20 protein-coding genes and 2 riboswitches are annotated in these 15,726 nt (G+C 36.6%); of the genes, 11 read left to right on the top strand and 9 right to left on the bottom strand.

Going from position 1 to position 15,726, the window contains the following annotated elements:
• Positions 1-111 precede the first annotated feature (111 nt).
• The 3 genes from POF52_RS24760 to POF52_RS24750 all read right to left on the bottom strand — a co-directional run bounded on the left by POF52_RS24760 (position 112) and on the right by POF52_RS24750 (position 2,339).
• Positions 112-330, bottom strand: coding sequence for a hypothetical protein (locus POF52_RS24760; RefSeq protein ID WP_271995792.1), 219 nt, complete (start codon positions 328-330; stop codon positions 112-114).
• 348 nt (positions 331-678) lie between these two features.
• Positions 679-1,545, bottom strand: coding sequence for a YitT family protein (locus tag POF52_RS24755; protein WP_013081605.1), 867 nt, complete (start codon positions 1,543-1,545; stop codon positions 679-681).
• 383 nt (positions 1,546-1,928) lie between these two features.
• Positions 1,929-2,339 (bottom strand): Lrp/AsnC family transcriptional regulator, encoded by a 411-nt coding sequence (locus tag POF52_RS24750; RefSeq protein WP_016762919.1) that lies wholly within the window; start codon positions 2,337-2,339, stop codon positions 1,929-1,931.
• A 196-nt stretch (positions 2,340-2,535) separates the two neighbouring features.
• Positions 2,536-2,580, top strand: a riboswitch (PreQ1 riboswitch).
• Between the two features lie 9 nt (positions 2,581-2,589).
• Between POF52_RS24750 and POF52_RS24745 the strand changes: the two genes are divergently transcribed.
• Positions 2,590-3,078 (top strand): QueT transporter family protein, encoded by a 489-nt coding sequence (locus POF52_RS24745; RefSeq protein WP_013081607.1) that lies wholly within the window; start codon positions 2,590-2,592, stop codon positions 3,076-3,078.
• Between the two features lie 48 nt (positions 3,079-3,126).
• On the opposite strand, the gene POF52_RS24740 is transcribed toward POF52_RS24745, so the two are convergent.
• Positions 3,127-3,339, bottom strand: coding sequence for a hypothetical protein (locus POF52_RS24740; RefSeq protein ID WP_074897560.1), 213 nt, complete (start codon positions 3,337-3,339; stop codon positions 3,127-3,129).
• A gap of 174 nt (positions 3,340-3,513) precedes the next feature.
• Between POF52_RS24740 and POF52_RS24735 the strand changes: the two genes are divergently transcribed.
• Together POF52_RS24735 and POF52_RS24730 are read left to right on the top strand one after the other, a co-directional pair.
• Positions 3,514-3,963, top strand: a complete 450-nt coding sequence (locus POF52_RS24735) for a hypothetical protein (protein ID WP_271995784.1) — start codon at positions 3,514-3,516, stop codon at positions 3,961-3,963.
• A 64-nt stretch (positions 3,964-4,027) separates the two neighbouring features.
• The gene (locus POF52_RS24730; protein WP_271995781.1) at positions 4,028-4,375 is read left to right on the top strand and encodes a hypothetical protein; all 348 of its coding nucleotides are present in this window, start codon (positions 4,028-4,030) and stop codon (positions 4,373-4,375) included.
• Positions 4,376-4,431: 56 nt separating this feature from the next.
• On the opposite strand, the gene POF52_RS24725 is transcribed toward POF52_RS24730, so the two are convergent.
• Positions 4,432-4,764: a hypothetical protein gene (locus POF52_RS24725; protein ID WP_271995779.1), complete on the bottom strand. Its 333-nt coding sequence runs from the start codon at positions 4,762-4,764 to the stop codon at positions 4,432-4,434.
• A 330-nt stretch (positions 4,765-5,094) separates the two neighbouring features.
• Between POF52_RS24725 and rluF the strand changes: the two genes are divergently transcribed.
• Complete coding sequence (rluF, locus tag POF52_RS24720; RefSeq protein ID WP_271995776.1) at positions 5,095-5,811, top strand: 23S rRNA pseudouridine(2604) synthase RluF; 717 nt, start codon at positions 5,095-5,097, stop codon at positions 5,809-5,811.
• A 37-nt stretch (positions 5,812-5,848) separates the two neighbouring features.
• Here rluF and POF52_RS24715 read toward each other — a convergent pair whose 3' ends face one another.
• Positions 5,849-6,802 carry a TRM11 family SAM-dependent methyltransferase gene (locus tag POF52_RS24715; protein ID WP_271995773.1) on the bottom strand — a complete coding sequence of 318 codons (954 nt, stop codon included), beginning with the start codon at positions 6,800-6,802 and terminating at the stop codon, positions 5,849-5,851.
• Between the two features lie 260 nt (positions 6,803-7,062).
• Here POF52_RS24715 and POF52_RS24710 point away from each other — a divergent pair, with 260 nt between their 5' ends.
• The 5 genes from POF52_RS24710 to POF52_RS24690 all read left to right on the top strand — a co-directional run bounded on the left by POF52_RS24710 (position 7,063) and on the right by POF52_RS24690 (position 11,618).
• Entirely contained in the window at positions 7,063-7,221 is a 159-nt protein-coding gene (locus tag POF52_RS24710) for a hypothetical protein (RefSeq protein ID WP_013081614.1), read from the top strand.
• A 166-nt stretch (positions 7,222-7,387) separates the two neighbouring features.
• Positions 7,388-7,777: a tautomerase family protein gene (locus POF52_RS24705; RefSeq protein WP_013081615.1), complete on the top strand. Its 390-nt coding sequence runs from the start codon at positions 7,388-7,390 to the stop codon at positions 7,775-7,777.
• Between the two features lie 359 nt (positions 7,778-8,136).
• The gene (gene ftsZ / locus POF52_RS24700; protein WP_271995770.1) at positions 8,137-9,141 is read left to right on the top strand and encodes a cell division protein FtsZ; all 1,005 of its coding nucleotides are present in this window, start codon (positions 8,137-8,139) and stop codon (positions 9,139-9,141) included.
• A gap of 2 nt (positions 9,142-9,143) precedes the next feature.
• Positions 9,144-9,334, top strand: a riboswitch (cobalamin riboswitch).
• 143 nt (positions 9,335-9,477) lie between these two features.
• Positions 9,478-11,019, top strand: a complete 1,542-nt coding sequence (gene nikA / locus POF52_RS24695; protein WP_271995767.1) for a nickel ABC transporter substrate-binding protein — start codon at positions 9,478-9,480, stop codon at positions 11,017-11,019.
• Positions 11,020-11,090: 71 nt separating this feature from the next.
• Positions 11,091-11,618, top strand: a complete 528-nt coding sequence (locus POF52_RS24690; RefSeq protein ID WP_271995764.1) for a GNAT family N-acetyltransferase — start codon at positions 11,091-11,093, stop codon at positions 11,616-11,618.
• A gap of 312 nt (positions 11,619-11,930) precedes the next feature.
• Here the strand turns inward: POF52_RS24690 and POF52_RS24685 are convergent, their stop codons facing one another.
• Complete coding sequence (locus POF52_RS24685; RefSeq protein ID WP_176585684.1) at positions 11,931-13,232, bottom strand: CitMHS family transporter; 1,302 nt, start codon at positions 13,230-13,232, stop codon at positions 11,931-11,933.
• Between the two features lie 141 nt (positions 13,233-13,373).
• A complete protein-coding gene (locus POF52_RS24680; protein ID WP_176585685.1) occupies positions 13,374-13,817 on the bottom strand; it encodes a YfmQ family protein in 444 nt (147 codons plus the stop codon).
• A 193-nt stretch (positions 13,818-14,010) separates the two neighbouring features.
• Here POF52_RS24680 and POF52_RS24675 point away from each other — a divergent pair, with 193 nt between their 5' ends.
• On the top strand, positions 14,011-14,148 hold the full coding sequence (locus POF52_RS24675) for a lmo0937 family membrane protein (protein WP_013055244.1): 138 nt from the start codon (positions 14,011-14,013) through the stop codon (positions 14,146-14,148).
• 32 nt (positions 14,149-14,180) lie between these two features.
• On the opposite strand, the gene POF52_RS24670 is transcribed toward POF52_RS24675, so the two are convergent.
• Positions 14,181-14,951, bottom strand: coding sequence for a TatD family hydrolase (locus tag POF52_RS24670; RefSeq protein ID WP_271995759.1), 771 nt, complete (start codon positions 14,949-14,951; stop codon positions 14,181-14,183).
• Positions 14,952-15,295: 344 nt separating this feature from the next.
• On the opposite strand from POF52_RS24670, the gene POF52_RS24665 reads away from it, so the two are divergent.
• Positions 15,296-15,691, top strand: a complete 396-nt coding sequence (locus tag POF52_RS24665) for an SET domain-containing protein (RefSeq protein WP_016762930.1) — start codon at positions 15,296-15,298, stop codon at positions 15,689-15,691.
• The last annotated feature ends 35 nt before the right edge of the window (positions 15,692-15,726 follow it).

Below are 15,726 nucleotides of genomic sequence, written 5' to 3'. Positions count from 1 at the left end.
CTCTTTGCTGCAGATTCCTTTTTAGGAGTCTCTTTTTTTGGGGAAACTGAAGCAAAAGATACAGACGATTCGTATATAAATTAAAAAGAAAAGGAGATAAGCGTAAGCCGCTTATCTCCTTTTCTTTTTAGCGTTATCTAATGCTAAGTTCTTTTTCACTACTCTTTCTAAAGCAACTTCCACGTGAACATTTTTTTCATCGATGTCATTCACAAGGACGACGGTTCCTTTTCGTCCTTTAATCTTTAAATCATCACCTTTAGAAGGAATGTTTTCCCTCAGCTGGCTTAATAGAAGCTTTCTGTTTTCAAAAAAGTGGACAGCCACCATTTTATCTCACCTAATTTCATATGATATGTGTGATACAAAGATGTGTATATGAAATCCTTCCTATACATTATGTCGCCAGGGGTGGTTTTAGAACACATTGAATAGACAATTGTTGCATCGATATATGAAATAAATAGGACGGCATAGTTATAAATCTTCTATTCTTGGACATACTTATACTACTAATCTAAAAAGGGATGTGGATGAAAATGAAGGTGGCTATCGGATTAAGTGTATTTACGGTCGTTACAGGAGCAATTGCGTTAGGGTCGGTTTACTTTTTAGCAGGTATCTTTTCATTTTTCTTAACGGTTTTTTCATAAAAAAATCCACCAAGAGGTGGATTTTTTATTTAGCAGCGGCTTTTGTTTCATGAGGCGAATTGCCGATAAATCCAAATTTCCCGCCGACAACTTCTTTTACTTCGTGGATGACAATAAAAGAATTCGGGTCAATTTGCTGGATTTTCTTTTTAATTTTTAATAGCTCGTTCTTTTTAATAACAACGTAAATAATACGTTTATCTTTGTTGGCGTAGTAGCCGTATCCGTAAAAGATGGTGGCTGCATTTCCAAATTCACTGGTGATGACTTGCGCTATGTCTTTGTATTGATCGGACATAATCGTCATTGCTTTTTTGTTGTGGAAACCTTCGATAACGACATCTACAATTTTGGCACAAAGATAGACGAATATAAAAGTATAGAGCATGTTATTGACGCCAATAGCGAAAACCGATGCTAAAATAATTACACTGTCCATGTAGAACATGCTTTTAGAGATATTATAGCCTTTTGTGTAGTTTAATAAATAAGCCAAAAGAGTTGTTCCACCAGTCGATCCATCCGCTATAAAAATGAGAGCCAGTCCTGTTCCCATTAGTAAGGCGCCAAATACAATTCCTAAAATCATGTCATGAACGTGAAAAGGAATATAGCTGACTAGACCGAGGAAAACGGATGTCATGACGGCTCCTAGAATCGTATAAAGAATCGTTTTTTTGGTTAGAAATTTATAGGCTAAGGCAATAAATATAAGGTTTACAAGAAATGTGCTGATACTTGTAGGGATATGAAATAAATAATATAAAACAAGGGCAATACCAACCGTACTTCCGTCACCTAATTTATTTGGAATAACGAAAAAATCAATGGATGCAGCAACTAAAAGTGCGCCAACAATAATTAAGATAATGTCTTTATAGATTGTTTTCAATATGCAAACCTCCTTGATTATTAGGATATTTTCATGTGGAATCTTGTTTTTACTAGTGTTTCATAAATGATAAAATAAAAAACGTCTTAGAAATTGTCTAGTTATAAAACTGATCAACTTCTAAGACGAAGAATTACGATACGTGTATAGGTCTTAATCCGGCTTTTCTATGCTTCGATGTCACCGATTATATAAACCTCTGACCGCTATGTCAACGCTGTGAGAGATGTTCAACTTTTCAAAAAATAGAAGGCTGTTTCCTACATAAAAAAAAGAATCCTTTGCGATGGTGCAAAGGATTTTCAAATTTATTGGAATAGGGGGAATACGTTATTAGGATTACCATTTTCATAAATTAATATACCTTAATTTTTCAAAAAAATTTATTTGTTAATGACGATTGAAAGTTTGTAATTCACATGCTGATTTAGCTCTGTCAAAAAATCATTTAGTTCTTCATTTGAATGAAATTTGCATTCTAATAAGTAGCAGCCATCGCCGCTGATCTTAAAGTTGTTGATAACGTGCTCCTGCTGACTTTCTAAAAATGTAAGGTAGGGGTGGTGATGAATGCTCTGCGTATAGATATTTAAAAATGCATGAATGATGTAGCCGAGTTTTCGTTCATCAATGTTAATTGTATAGCCTTTGATAATGCCTTCATCTTCTAACTTTAATACTCTAGCAGAAGCGGCTTGTCCGGTTAAATGCACTTTTTCTCCTAATTCTTTCATCTTTATACGTCCATTTTTTGATAGCTCTTCTAGTATGCGTTTATCTGTATTATCTAACATCGCTACAAATCCTTTCGTATTTCAAATCAAAAGGGTTAACTACTTGATGTCACCTATGTATACTGATACGTCTTCTATTTTATACTAAAGAAAAGTAAGAAAAAAGAGCCGTCAATATGTAAGATATAGAAACCGGCAGTAGTTTGTAAACAGCTAGATTGACGAAAGCTTAAGCTTGCTGTATGATTCTTTGAGTGTTTACGTGGTTCGTAACCATCCCACGTTAAAAAACTAAGGAGAGAATAGTAAGATGAATATAAGAACACTTTGCGTCAACGGTCTTTTAGCTGCTATGTATATTGCTGTCAGCATGTTAATCCAGCCGTTTGGCTTCACCAATATCCAATTTCGTATATCGGAAATGTTCAATCACTTAATTGTGTTTAATAAAAAGTACGTGTATGGCATTGTGCTAGGAGTATTTCTGACGAATTTGTTTTTTTCACCAATGGTCGCTTATGATCTGGTGTTTGGGGTAGGACAATCCGTGCTATCATTACTCATTACCATTTTTTCTATGCGCTACATTAAAAATATGTGGGCTCGTATGCTTGTTAATACACTTGTATTTACGTTCACGATGTTTATTATTGCGTTTGAACTGCACTTAGCATTTGATTTACCATTTTTCTTTACATGGTTAACAACGGCTGTTGGTGAGTTCATTGTTATGCTTGTTGGAGCACCAATTATGGCTGCAATTAATAAACGTGTACAATTTAATAAGCTAGTTGGATAAAAAAGATGGGGCTGTGATAAATCTCACAGCCCCATCTTTTTTTCTTTGTTATTCTATAAGTGTAGTGATAAACCCCTTATTATTGAAGAGCTTTTCACGCATGGACAAATTACCCATATCTCTAGCATGTGAAAAGAGCAGGTCGCGTTTGCGATCTGCTCTTTTTGCGTAAGGCAATAGGAAGTATTCGGTTAGATTATTTTGAAAGAAGGAGTGACAAATCTCACAGCGCATTCTTTTTTCTTTTGTTACGATATACATATAGTTGGCAAACTCCTTATCGAAAAGTTTTTCGCACAACAACACATTACCTATGCGTAGCAATTAAAAAGCAGCCCGATGACGGTTTGCTTTTTTAATTGCATTTTACCATTAAATAACTTTTTTGAGTTATAATTGTAAAATAACCTTTGTTACTAGAGAGGGGATTGTTTTTTGAATAGAAAGTTAGGAATTCTTGTTTTATTAGCTTTAGCCATCTTATTTGCCGGGTGTTCAAAAGAAGAAGACAATGCTCCTTTAAGAGAACTAGAAAAGATAAGTATTAACGTAATCAAAGAACAAAAAATGAAGCAAGGAATTTCATATGAAATGGAATTAGTAAACAAGAGCGATTTGACCATCAAACAAAATAATGTATTTTTATCCTATCCTTTAAAAATGAAAAACGGTTATTCTGATAATAAATTTAAGGTGTTAGCAGAAGGAAATAAATTAAATATCAAGCCAAAACAAAAGGTGAAGTTAACGGCATTTCTTCCTTACAAAGGAACTAATAAAGAAGCGTTAGCTATTGATGAGCCTGACGTAAAGTGCATAGGGTATTGGAATAAGCTTGATGATTACTATCAATTTTCTTTTGGAGGATCCTTGAAGCAAGAATAATATATAACTATTTGTTAAATGGTGGAACTGAGCGTAAGGGATTAATAAAGGCGGTGAATGAACAGTGAGTGTAGACACAGATAGATTGATTAGCTTCTTTATTTTATGGGGAACACCCGCTGTTTTTAGTATAGTAGAGTACTTTAAACTGAGTAAAACTGAAAAAAAAGAAGCGATACGAGACTTAATATCTTTAAAATCTATTGCAACAACAGGTTTTATATTGACCGGAGGAGTGATAGCGAGTTTAGGCAGGTTGTTATCTCTGCTGCCTCTCCACGTTATAGGTACTTTTATTTTAGCTATTGGTGGTATCGTGGGCGCTGTTGAAACATGGAAAACGGAAAGAAAGAAAAGTATTGTTATCCTTGTTTTAATAGTATCTATGATTGCTTTTACATTTGTAATATAAATTATGCATGTAACAAGAGCTGCTCAAATTATGAGCAGCTCTTATCAGTTTCTTATTTATTGCGTTTCGAGCTGCTGGTCTTTTTTCTTTAACGTAAGAGCGAGCAGGAACGAAACGAAAGCGATGGCTACATAATAGACGGTATGGACCCCGCTTGTCATACTTTTTATTTGTAACAGCGTTTTATTCGTTTCGTTTGATTGTTGAATAAAGTGCTGAGAAGCCATGGTCATAATACTTGTATACAAAGCGGGTCCAATCGCGCCTGAAACTTGGTTAATTGTATTTGAAATAGCTGAACCGTGAGCGTGAAGAGGTTTAGGTACTTGATTTAAAGCAAGCGTCATCACGGGACCGATGCTTAAACCTACGCCATTGGTTGATTCCATGAAAACAGCTCCCTGATATAATTACTAATTGATCGGTCAGTATAATGGTAGCAACCCTATACGGATCAGTCAATCTAGACGTTTAGGTCTTGTATAGGAGTGGAGATTGACGTTAGTTTGACAGGTGTAAGCATTGCTTGAAATGTTAAGAATAAGATTACAAAGTATTTTGGATCTATACTTCTATTACTGTTAAAAAAATATGATCCAGTAATGAAATTAAAAGAAGACGAGAAGCGTATAGCATGTTACGATAGGGACGGTATAGAAATTGACACATATCTGTTTCTAATAGAAGAGACAAATTTTAAAATTTTTAAATGTAAGGTTGTGATTCACCTGAGACTGAATAAATTTATTAGCGAATCTGGCAAAGCGTCAAGACGAGGGGCAGATAAGTTAATTAGTGAAGGAAGAGTAACCGTTAATGGGAAGGTTGCAAAAGTTGGAGATCAAGTTAAGCCTGGCGATGATATTCGAGTAAGCGGCCAACAGCTTCGGATTGCTCGAAATAATGTATATATTGCGCTTAATAAACCAGTCGGCATTACAAGTACGAGTGAAAAAAAAGTAAAGGGAAACATCATTGACTTAGTCAATCACCCTTTGCGTATTCACCATGTCGGACGACTAGATAAGGATTCAGACGGCTTAATTTTACTTACAAATGACGGCGATATTATTAACGAAATTTTACGTGCAGAAAACAAACATGAAAAAGAATATATTGTTGCAGTAGATAAGCCAATTACACCGGAGTTTATCAAAAACATGTCTGAGGGAGTAAAGATTCTGAGTACAAAAACGCTTCCTTGTAAAGTGACACAGCTGTCTAAGTACGAGTTTCAAATTATTTTAACACAGGGTTTAAATCGTCAAATTCGCCGTATGTGTGAAGTGCTTGGATATGAAGTATACCGCCTTCAGCGCACGCGTATTATGAATATCCATTTAAACAACTTACCTGTTGGGCAATGGAGAGATTTAACGAAAAAAGAGCGTACGCAGCTATTCAAAGAATTAGACTATGAACCTAAAGAGTGGTAAATCAAAAGACACCAGCCTGTTAGACTGGTGTCTTTTTTTATTCGCATACAACTACTTGTCTAGAAAATACGCTTTTGCGCGCTACGCAGCGATCTGAAATAGAAAAGCCAGCTTCATGAATCATATGGTCAATCGTATCTACTGTAATCACGACTACTTTATCCGCAAAGCGGCGAGCGTGTTTCAAAATAGAAAGCTGATCTTCAGGCGTCGCGTGGGTGTAGAGATTGTAAGGCATGTCGATGATAGCTACATCATAGTGAGTTGTAACATCCGAAATCGGTCCCGTTTTGACATCACAGCTTAAGCCGAAATACGCAATATTTTCACGAGATCCGTCGGTCACAAGTGGATTGATATCCCGTCCTACAATATCAATGCCCATTGAAAGAGCTTCTACCAGAACTGTACCAATACCACAGCATGGATCAATCGCTTTGATTCCTTCAGGATTTGGAACGGCAATGTTAGCTACAGCTCTTGCAAGGCGGGTACTGAGTGCTGTAGAGTATTCACGCGGTTTCTTCAAATGATGCAGCCATACCGCTTCGCTTTTTTGATATTTTCCAAAATACCAGCGTCCTTCAAATGGAACAATGCCAAACAAATGGTCAGGGTTATGCAAGTCTGCTTCTGCTACAAAATGCCAACCCACATCACGTTCAACAGCACGCTGACCTTTATAACTTATTTTTTGATCTTTTTCCAAGTCATTAATTTTCATAAAAATGAGTTTGAATGTTTGATCTCCAAGGTCAATATCTTCTACTTGTTTGCAAATATCCGCAAGGTCATCTGATTCATACATAATATCTAATCGCTCTTTGATAAAAGGGCTTCTGCTTGGATCAAGTTTAACGGCACTTTTTATGATAGGTTTCTCAGTTTCAATTTCAAAAAGAGAGCGTTTCTCTAATTGACATAGTGAGAGTTCCTCTTCGCTGCATGCGTATGTGTAGATATACTGAGGCAGCTGCGTATGGTTATTCAATATCGTATCATCCTTTATCGTATCTAATTATCCTTCTTCTCAAACAATAGCGAGAAAAGAAGAGAAAAGCAACGAATTTAAATATATTTGGCCGTGAATACTAAATTGAAGCGCTACATAGTCCACTTATTTGACAAAACATGCTAAAATAACTGGTGATAACCTGTATGTGCTGCTGTTTATACAAAAAAACTGGATCAAGGTTTCTCAAAAATCATTTACACACTGCTGACATTTTGATGAATAGGAGAGGCTACGTGATGTCTAAAAGTGATCATGAAAAGCAACAGATGAGTCGGGCTGATATGAAAAAACAAGCTAAAACATCCTCGCAAAACCTTGTGATGAACGTACTCATTGCCATTGTATCTGTATGTATTTTAGCTCTTATTATAAATATTTTTGTACTAATGAAATGAGCCGTTATGCTGCTCATTTCTTTTTATTAGGTTCAGCTTTTATTGAAGAGTTTGAGCGCTCTTTCACTAGAGAGCACATTGGGAATAGCATATCTTTTTTTACAAATGATAGTTGTGATATGATAAAGCAATAATACATTAGACAAAAAGCTGGAGGTTACTTAGTATGCCATTACTTAGATTTGATGTAATAGAAGGAAGAGACGAAAAAGAGTTAAAAGCATTACTAGACGCTACTCACCGAGCGATGCTAGAAGCCTTTGGCGTCCCAGAACGCGATCGTTATCAAATTGTACATCAGCATCCTGCTCATGAAATGATTATTGAAGATACAGGTCTTGGCTTTGAGAGAAGCAAGGATTTGGTTATTATAAGTGTGACGAGCAAACAGCGAACAGAAGAGCAAAAACAAGCTCTTTACAAATTAATTGTAAAAGAGCTGGGAGAAAGCTGCGGTATTCAGCCAAACGACATTATGATTTCAATTGTTGAGAACGGTAATGCTGACTGGAGCTTTGGCATGGGAGAAGCTCAATTCTTAACTGGGAAATTATAAAACGGTTTATTATCTAGAGAAGCCCTTATTTCTAAGGGCTTTTTCTCATTTTGTCTATAAAAATATTATTCTCTTAGTCACATCTTACTCAAAATTAAATACAGACATCTGTCAAATGAATGATACAATAAGCTTATATGCCGTTTTGAGTGGAAAAACCAAAAAAGAGTTCGGCGTACTAACTTCAGAACAACAATAATTTTACATAAAGATGTAAAGATTTAAAGGTTAAAAGAGAAATGTATAAAATCTGTAAAACAAAAGAACAGTTACGCGTTAAATATAGTAGTAAAAGGTTCTTCACGTGTTTTTTCGGATAATAAGAGAAAGTAATTTTGATCATTGAGGAGGAACTTAGAATGTTTGGATTTGATACAGATGTATCGCCACTAGTGCGAATTAAAGTAATTGGAGTCGGCGGTGGAGGAAATAACACCGTTAACCGTATGATTGAACATGGTGTACAAGGGGTAGAATTTATCGCCGTTAATACGGATGCCCAGGCGCTTAACTTATCTAAAGCAGATGTGAAAATGCAGATTGGTGCGGCCTTAACGCGAGGATTAGGTGCAGGAGCTAATCCAGAAGTGGGAAGAGAAGCAGCCGAAGAAAGCAGAGAACAAATTCAAGAAGTACTGCAAGGCGCAGATATGGTATTCGTAACAGCTGGCATGGGCGGAGGAACTGGTACTGGAGCAGCTCCGGTTATTGCCCAAATTGCCCGTGAACTAAATGCTTTAACAATTGGAGTAGTCACTCGCCCGTTCAAGTTTGAAGGAAATAAACGTACGAAGCAAGCAGTAGGCGGTATTACTGCGATGAATGAATCGGTAGATACCCTTATTGTGATTCCAAACGACCGCTTGCTTGAAATTGTCGATAAAAAGACGCCTATGCTTGAAGCATTCCGTGAAGCAGATAATGTTCTTCGCCAAGGTATTCAAGGTATTTCAGATTTAATCGCTGTTCCGGGGCTGATTAACCTTGACTTTGCTGATGTAAAAACAATCATGTCTAATCAAGGATTTGCGCTTATGGGTATCGGACGAGCTTCCGGATCAGACCGGGCAATTGAAGCAGCGAAAAAAGCGATTTCTAGTCCGCTGCTAGACGCATCGATTGATGGAGCAAGAGGCGTGCTGTTGAACATTACGAGCGGCAGCAGCCTGAGTCTTTACGAAGTACAGGAAGCAGCAGATATTGTCACGTCTGCTTCTGATCAGGACTTAAATATGATTTTTGGGTCCGTGATTAATGAAGATTTAAAGGACGAAATGATGGTAACCGTTATTGCCACTGGATTTGATGATGAAGATGTTTCACCATCAGCTTCTACTTCTAGAGTTTCAAGAGCACGCTACTAAATTAAATAACCAGCTTTTATGGTGGCAATTGTTTTTCAATTGCCTTAAAAGGGAATCCGGTGCAAATCCGGAGCGGTCCCGCCACTGTAACAAGGAGCCTTATGTCAAAAAGCCACTGTCTATTTAGAGACGGGAAGGCGGTATAAGGCAATGACTTGAAGTCAGGAGACCTGCCATAAATCGCAGCACACAATAACCTACGAGGATAGGGAGGTGTTTTGGCAGAATCAAAAATAAGATAAACAAGGGATACGTTTATCTGAATTTGTTTTGAAGACAAGCACTTCTTTTTAGAAGTGCTTTTTTTGTGTATTAAAATAGAAGGTGGAAAGATCAATGATAAATAATAAAAAACTCGTATCTATGATATTTCTTGTGTTACTTTGCCTCACTGCTTGCGCTCCTAATGAAGAGAGCATAAGTATAAAAGAAAGAAAGAAAACGGATAAAAGTGTGACGTTTTTATTTAATTTTACATCTGCAACGCTTGATCCTCATACGGATGATAATTATACAGCAGTTCGTGCGGGAGTAGGGGAGACGCTTGTTAAAATCAGCAATGATTTAAAAATACAGCCCTGGCTTGCTGAAAAGTGGAAAACGGAAGATAACGGTCTTACGTGGACATTTACGATAAGAAAGAATATTACGTTTCAAAATGGTAAAGCGCTAGATGCAAATGCTGTTAAGTCTTCTCTTCAAAGAACGATAGATCAAAGTTATGCGATGAAAAACGCTTTAAATATTAAAGAAATGAAAGCGAACGGTGATGCGCTGACAATTACATTAAAAGAACCAATGCCTAAATTTCCTTCTGAGTTAGTGCATCCAAACACAGCTATTATAGATGTTGATGTTTCTAATATAGCTAAGAAGCCTATTGGCACAGGTCCATTTCAAGTTTTGACTTTCGATCAAGGAAATCAAGTGAAGTTAGAAAGATATGAACATTATTGGAATGGGAAAGTAAAATTGAAAAATGCGATCTTTGCATTTAACGAAGATGCTAATGCGCGAGTTGCGGCTCTTCAGTCCGGAACAGCCGATATTATTTATCGCCCGCCTTTAGAAAGTTTGGGCACTTTACAAACAGATCCGTCTTTTAAGGTAAGTGGAGTACCCAGTGTGCGTACACATTTATTACTTTATAATCAAACCAATGACGCATTAAAAGACGAAAATGTAAGAAAAGCTATCGATACCTTACTGAACCGAAAAGAAATTGTCAGCAGCATCATGAACAATCAAGCGGCAGCAGCTCGAGGTCCATTTTTACCCCAATTTCCTTTTGCTGATAATAATGCTAATGAGCAAAGAGGTATGCCATCTGCTAAAAAATATTTAGAGAAAGCAGGCTATCAAATTAAAAATGGCAAAACAATCAAAAATGGAAAGCCATTATCGCTCTCTCTTGTCACATACAGCTCTCTGCCGGAACTTCCTTTGATTGCTCAGCTTATACAGTCTAATGCGAAAGAGTTAGGAATTACTATTAAGATTCATCTCGTTGAGGACAGCGATGAATATGTAATGGCAAAAGACGATTGGGATTTAGCACTGTACAGTCTTATCACTGCACCTAGAGGAGATGCAAGCTATTATTTAAGTACGAACTATTTGCCGGGCGGTGGTTTAAATGCCAGCCGGATTGATGATGATAAGCTAACAAAAATGATTCAGCAGTTAAATTTAACCGTAGATGACGCAAAGCGAGATCAGTTAGCTAAGCAAGCAACCGCTTTGATTAATGAGGAAATGCTGACGTCATCGATTGTGCATCCAAACATTGTTGTTGCTTATAATCAAAAAGTGAAAAACTGGACCACAAATCCAAGCGAGTATTATATGCTGACTCAGCATTTAGACGTAACGCCATAGTCAATATTGTGTTGTTCCTATAGGAAAAAGAGAAAGTATACAATGATAGATAAAAGGATGTGACAGTAAACGTGCAAGAAGTACAAATGTATCAAATTAAAGAAGTAACAGAAAAGGATGCTGAAGTGATTCAGTTTGTCATGAATATGCGGAATGAGCTATTTCCTATGATGAAAAAAAATCAGCTTCCTGTGGATTTGCTTCATTTTAATGAATATTATGTTCAAGCGAAAGGCGCTGCTTTTTTTGCAGCTGTCACGGAAAATCAACAAGTAATTGGAACAATTGGTTTATACGCTTACGATGGAAGGTTTCATGCATTAAAAAAGCGATATGAACATAAAACTGCAGCCGAGATTGTAAAATGCTATGTCGATCCAGCATACCGGCGTCTAGGCATTGGACAGCAGCTGTTAAAGGCAGTGGAACAATTTGCTCAAAGTCATTTTTATGACACGTTGTATCTGCATACTCATCCTTTTTTACCGGGGGCTATTCCATTCTGGACTTCACAAGATTTTATCGAAAGGCTTGCTGAACAGGATGAGCCATGGAATACGCTGCACATGGACAGAAAAATACAACCGGTCGTAATGTAACGATATTATACAGTAATTACCATAGAATCTAGATAAGAGCTCATGCTATAATGAGTGTACTTACATTTATAGCCTGTAGGGCAAGTCCTTACAGAAAAGAACCACGTTTCGAATTGGCTGAAACGTGGTTTTTTTCTATGAAAAACAAATAACAAAATATTTTTAAAAATATCTATGAAATCGCTTTCAAAATAATGAAATATATTATATAATTACTAGTGTTGTGTTGTACTTTGTTAGTGTTAAATCAATATCCTACATGTGTGAGCCGATTGCCTTATGGTAGTCGGCTTCCTTTTTTATGATAGGAGTCTAAAGGGAAATAGCATTCGTTAAAATGGCTGTAATTGTCATCACAATAGTTGTCCCAAAGGCCCACTTGAAAAGAAACTTTTGATGCTCCCCGAAATCTACTTCAACCAGCCCAATCAGAATGAAAGTAGCGGGTACTAAAGGAGATAGGGGAAACCCAGTTGTGGAATGTCCCAATAAAGCTGCTCGTCCTATTTCTACAGGGTCTACACCAAAATTAGCTGCTGTATGGCTAATAACAGGTAAAATGCCAAAATAATAAGCATCAGGTGAAAATACAAAGCTAAGAGGAAGGCTCGTTATTGCTACAATTAAGGGAAGGTGAGAGCCCAGCCATTCAGGAGTGAGGCTGACAATGGTATTAGCCATGGCATCCATCATTTTTGTTTCTGTAAAAACGCCTGTAAAGATTCCGGCTGCAAAAACCAACGTACTAACCATTACAAAGCTGTTTGCATGACTTAAGATTCTTTCCTGCTGTTCTTTTGGATGAGGAAAATTAACAAATAAAGCAATGGCAAAAGCAATAGCAAATAAAATAGGAATAGGGAGTATGTCTACGACCAAGAGAGTCATTAAGCACAGTGTCAATAAGGCATTAAACCAAAAGAGTCTAGGTGGCTTCCCAGGGGTCTCATGAACTGAAAGCTGTTCAGCAAAAGCCATTGATGAACCTTTTAAATGAATGGTTCCTAAGCGCGCTTTCTCTCTCTTTCCGAGTAGATATGCTGAAAATAAAGTCCACATCAATCCCGCTGCCATAGCTGGAATAAGAGGGTTAAATAGATCTGATACTTCTAATTGCAAACTTGCTGCGGCTCTTACGAGAGGACCTCCCCAAGGAATCATATTCATAACACCTGCGCTTAAACTAATAACACAAGCCAGTATTAGTCGGTTCATTCCCAGTTTTGTGTACAAAGGAAGCAAGGCGGAAACTGTAATTAAAAATGTAGAAGAGCCGTCTCCGTCCAAGCCAACAAGCATTGTAATAACGGAAGTTGCCATTACGACTTTTAAAGGATCGCCTTTCACAATGTTTAGGATACGAGAAATCATAGGATCAAATAAACCGACGTCAATCATTAGTCCAAAATATAAAATAGCAAAAACGATCATAATGGCCGTAGGAGCTACTTTTAAAATACCCTTCATCATCATATCGCCCATATCAGCACTAAAACCTCCAATTATACCAAAGAGGATAGCGACAAAAATAAAAGCAACAACCACGGACAAGCGTTTACTAATGACAAGAAATAGAAAAGTAGCAATCATTCCAAACCCTAACAAAGAAAGCATTATCCATCACCTCTCAAAAAGTTAGAAAATTCTATTAATTTATATTATAGCATTAGAATTAATGTTAAAGTTTGGTATTTTTAAATAAGATAGCTTCAAACTAAAACTAAAACTAAAAAAGCCGCCTTATAGGCGACTGGTTTAAGCTAGGTCAGCCGTTATGGACTGCTTTTGAAGGTGATCAGACAGCAGGCTGTAAGCAATAATTTTGTTTTTATACTGTTTTACGACATCGATATGATCATCATAACTGTATACGCATAACCGAACATCTTTTTTTCCTTTTTTCGTATCGATAACCAGTGGAGTTTCACTGTCTTCTAGATGCTTATAATAGTCCTTATTTCCTTCATGGACATAATATTGTTTTAAAAATGTTGCTTTATTAAAATAATCAATCACTTGCATTTTGTTTTTGCCTTCTAAATGTTTCCCATCAACTGTGACAGTAACGCTTTGGTCATCAAGTGTTGGATGTAATTGGAATTTAGTCATAAGCCATTTGACCACTGGAGTTGGAAGACACGTTATTAATATTTTGAGTGCACTTACAAGAATGATGGAAAGTAATACAATCCACGTCATAGTTAATCATCTCCGCTATAGTTTAAATGAAATAAGATTACATACTTATTTTACCACAGAGAACATGATTGCTTTTTGTACATTATGTGAACCTTCTTTAGTGAAAAGATGTATATGAAATGCGTTTATTTATGCACATTTAGGGAAATATAAAATTATAACAAATACTACATATAAAAAAGGAGAAAAAATTATGTTGTGGACGATTATTGGACTTTTATTTATTTTTTGGTTATTAGGATTAGTTTTTCATATTGGCGGCGGCATCATTCACATTCTTCTTGTCATTGCAGTGATTGTGCTGATCGTAAAACTTGTGAAACGAATTTAGATATAAAAAGCCTTTCCCTAGGGAAAGGCTTTTTATATGGAGAGATTATAAAAATAAGCTGTATTTCGATATAAAAAATCATATGTTTCCGTTACAGAAACCCTTTTGAGACGTGCTATTTGCTGAATGGACTGATGCATCATTGATGGAACGGTTGTCTGGTTTTGAAAAGGTCCTTCAAATGGCCACGGACCATCTGTTTCAATCATCAAATAGTCAAGAGGGTATTCCGTGGCAAGCGCTTGGGTTTTAGGCTTATATACAATATCCGGTGTAACGGAAATATAGTAGCCGTTGTTTTTCATTCGCTCAACGGTCTTTTTAGCTCCTTTGAACCAGTGGAAGTGAGCTTTAGACACAGAATGTTTTTCTAGTAAGTCGCACACGATCTCAGCATCTTCATATACAGCATGCAGAATTAACGGCTTTCTCCACTTTTTTGAATGAATAATAAAAGCTTCAAGCAGCTCCAAATAGGGCTCTAGAGAAAGAGGGTATGTCTGCCTTAAGTAATAAGGTAGACCAACCTCACCAACAGCGATCATTTCTTCATTGTTTTGATCGATCCAAGCAAACAGCTCCGCTAATTCATTTGAAGAAGGCAGCATTTGTTCAGGGTGAAATCCGTAGGCGGGTTTCACGCAGGAATATAACTTGCTGATTTTTTGATTAAGTTGGCAAGAGTGTAATGTAGAAGATACAGAAATAAGCGCTTGTAACGAACGATCCTTCTCTATTATGTCTTTCCATCTTTTCGGTTCATATTGATCGAGGTGAATATGCGAGTCAATGATTCGTTTCATAAATACTGCTCCTCCCAGCCCATTTTGTTTAAAAATAATAGGTAAGAAAACGTATGATTCTGTTAGACCTCCACTTTATTTCTTATTTGTTTTTTTGTTCCCCCATTTAGTAATAGATGAAAACGTATAAATAACAAGAGCTAACCAAATCATTGCGACTCCATGTCTAAAATAAAACCACATCGCATGTTCCTATTAAGGTAAGTGCTCACACAAGCGCGCATGATATGCGTTCCTTCAGTTTATATTCAAGTGGTTATGAAAAACAGTTGATTTCCCCATTAGAAACTGTCAAGCTTAGGGAAGAAGAAAATCTTAGAGGAAAGAATATATAGGTGACGAATATGATCGAAATAAAAAAGTCTACGATAAGCGACGGAGAATTTAACAGAGGTGTATTTGCTAAGCAAGATATTAAAAAAGGAACGCTTATTCACGAAGCTCCTGTTATCGCTTATCCTAATAAAGAGCATGATTTTATTGAGAAAACAACACTAGCGGATTATGCTTTTGAATATGGAGTGAATCATACGGCTATTCTTTTGGGATACGGTATGCTGTTTAATCACTCGTATACACCAAATGCTACGTATGAAATTAATTTTGACAATCATACCTTTGATTTTTATGCATATACGGATATCCAAGCAGGAGAAGAAATTCTCATCAACTATAATGGAGATGAAGATGATCAAGAGCTCCTTTGGTTTGATCGTGAAGACGAAGAAGAACAAAAGTAAAAAGTTAAGCCCATCGAAAATCGATGGGCTTTTTA

This window comes from Priestia sp. AB (assembly GCF_028369225.1).
In the GTDB taxonomy this organism is placed as follows: Bacteria; Bacillota; Bacilli; order Bacillales; family Bacillaceae_H; genus Priestia; species Priestia megaterium.
This window is presented reverse-complemented; position numbering and strand designations above follow the sequence as displayed.